This window comes from Paucilactobacillus nenjiangensis (assembly GCF_005405445.1).
Classification (GTDB): domain Bacteria; phylum Bacillota; class Bacilli; order Lactobacillales; family Lactobacillaceae; genus Paucilactobacillus; species Paucilactobacillus nenjiangensis.
The window spans coordinates 1-3,083 of sequence record NZ_BJEB01000096.1 but is presented as its reverse complement, the minus strand read 5'-3'; the positions used below and the strand labels follow the sequence as shown (position 1 = coordinate 3,083).

The window sequence follows — 3,083 nt, the reverse complement described above, 5'->3', positions numbered from 1 at the left end:
TGTGGTTAAGTCCTCGACCGATTAGTAATGGTCCGCTCCATGCATCACTGCACTTCCACTTCCATCCTATCTACCTCATCATCTTTGAGGGGTCTTACTCTCCCGAAGGAGATGGGAAATCTCATCTTGAGGCGAGTTTCACACTTAGATGCTTTCAGCGTTTATCTCATCCATACGTAGCTACCCAGCGATGCTCCTGGCGGAACAACTGGTACACCAGCGGTATGTCCATCCCGGTCCTCTCGTACTAAGGACAGCTCCTCTCAAATTTCCTGCGCCCGCGACGGATAGGGACCGAACTGTCTCACGACGTTCTGAACCCAGCTCGCGTACCGCTTTAATGGGCGAACAGCCCAACCCTTGGGACCGACTACAGCCCCAGGATGCGATGAGCCGACATCGAGGTGCCAAACCTCCCCGTCGATGTGGACTCTTGGGGGAGATAAGCCTGTTATCCCCAGGGTAGCTTTTATCCGTTGAGCGATGGCCCTTCCATACGGAACCACCGGATCACTAAGCCCGACTTTCGTCCCTGCTCGACCTGTCTGTCTCGCAGTCAAGCTCCCTTGTGCCTTTACACTCTGCGAATGATTTCCAACCATTCTGAGGGAACCTTTGGGCGCCTCCGTTACTTTTTAGGAGGCGACCGCCCCAGTCAAACTGCCCACCTGACACTGTCTCCCATCACGATTAGTGATGCGGGTTAGAGTGGTCATACAGCGAGGGTAGTATCCCACCAACGCCTCCACCGAAACTAGCGTTCCGGTATCTACGGCTCCTACCTATCCTGTACAAGCTGTACAAACACTCAATATCAAGCTACAGTAAAGCTCCATGGGGTCTTTCCGTCCTGTCGCGGGTAACCTGCATCTTCACAGGTACTTCAATTTCACCGAGTCTCTCGTTGAGACAGTGCCCAGATCGTTACGCCTTTCGTGCGGGTCGGAACTTACCCGACAAGGAATTTCGCTACCTTAGGACCGTTATAGTTACGGCCGCCGTTTACTGGGGCTTCAATTCTGAGCTTCGCCGAAGCTAACCCATCCTTTTAACCTTCCAGCACCGGGCAGGCGTCAGCCCCTATACTTCATCTTACGATTTTGCAGAAACCTGTGTTTTTGATAAACAGTCGCCTGGGCCTATTCACTGCGGCTGTACTTTCGTACAGCACCCCTTCTCCCGAAGTTACGGGGTCATTTTGCCGAGTTCCTTAACGAGAGTTCACTCGCACACCTTAGGATTCTCTCCTCGACTACCTGTGTCGGTTTGCGGTACGGGCAGTTAAATACTCACTAGAAGCTTTTCTCGGCAGTGTGACATCGGCAACTTCGCTACTAAAATTTCGCTCCCCATCACAACTTGTCCTTAAAGGAAAAAGCATTTCACTCTCTCCAAGACTTATTGCTTGGCCAGACATATCCAACAGTCTGGTTTGCTTAGCCTCCTGCGTCCCTCCATTGTTCAAACGCATTTAACTGGTACAGGAATATCAACCTGTTATCCATCGTCTACGCCTCTCGGCCTCGACTTAGGTCCCGACTAACCCTGGGAGGACGAGCCTTCCCCAGGAAACCTTAGTCATTCGGTGGACAGGATTCTCACCTGTCTTTCGCTACTCATACCGGCATTCTCACTTCTAAGCGCTCCACCAGTCCTCACGGTCTGACTTCATTGCCCTTAGAACGCTCTCCTATCACGCAACCTAATGGTTGCATCCGTAGTTTCGGTAATATACTTAGCCCCGGTACATTTTCGGCGCAGGATCACTCGACTAGTGAGCTATTACGCACTCTTTAAATGGTGGCTGCTTCTGAGCCAACATCCTAGTTGTCTAAGCAACTCCACATCCTTTTCCACTTAGTATATATTTTGGGACCTTAACTGACGGTCTGGGCTGTTCCCCTTTCGACGATGGATCTTATCACTCACCGTCTGACTCCCGGACATAAATCAATGGCATTCGGAGTTTATCTGAATTCAGTAACCCATGACGGGCCCCTAGTCCAAACAGTGCTCTACCTCCATGATTCTAAGTCCGAGGCTAGCCCTAAAGCTATTTCGGAGAGAACCAGCTATCTCCAAGTTCGTTTGGAATTTCACCGCTACCCACACCTCATCCCAGCCATTTTCAACTGACACGGGTTCGGTCCTCCAGTGCGTTTTACCGCACCTTCAACCTGGACATGGGTAGGTCACCTGGTTTCGGGTCTACAACAACATACTTCATACGCCCATTTCAGACTCGCTTTCGCTACGGCTCCGACTTTTCTGTCTTAACCTTGCATGCAATCGTAACTCGCCGGTTCATTCTACAAAAGGCACGCTGTCACCCATTAACGGGCTCCAACTGATTGTAGGCACATGGTTTCAGGAACTATTTCACTCCCCTTCCGGGGTGCTTTTCACCTTTCCCTCACGGTACTGGTTCACTATCGGTCACTAGGTAGTATTTAGCCTTGGGAGATGGTCCTCCCGGATTCCGACGGAATTTCACGTGTTCCGCCGTACTCAGGATACAGAGCTGAGGGTATTACGTTTCGCTTACGGGGCTATCACCCGCTCTGGCTCAGCTTCCCAGCTGATTCAACTACGTAATACTTTTGTAACTCAAATGTTCTGTCCTACAACCCCAAAGAGCAAGCTCTCTGGTTTGGGCTTTTCCCGTTTCGCTCGCCGCTACTCAGGGAATCGATTTTTCTTTCTACTCCTGCAGCTAATGAGATGTTTCAGTTCACTGCGTCTACCTTTACTTAGCTATGAATTCACTAAGCAATAACTGACGATTAAGTCAGCTGGGTTCCCCCATTCGGAAATCTCCGGATCAAAGTGTACTTACCACTCCCCGAAGCATATCGGTGTTAGTCCCGTCCTTCATCGGCTCCTAGTACCAAGGCATTCACCATGCGCCCTTTATAACTTAACCTTGTTGATTCCAGCACTTGCGTGCTGGCTGACAACAGATTAATTGAGTATATGCGATAACTCTTTAAAAAAACTCAAATAACGCGGTGTTCTCGGTTTAATTGTTAAAACAATTAATAAATAAAAAATTTTGATATTATTTAGTTTTCAAAGTACAAGTT

At 49.4% G+C, this 3,083-nt stretch carries 1 rRNA gene; it reads right to left on the bottom strand.

The annotated features are described in order from the left end of the window. Window position 1: 1 nt before the first annotated feature. Window positions 2-2,923 (bottom strand): 23S ribosomal RNA (locus tag FFM59_RS09825). Window positions 2,924-3,083 lie beyond the last annotated feature (160 nt).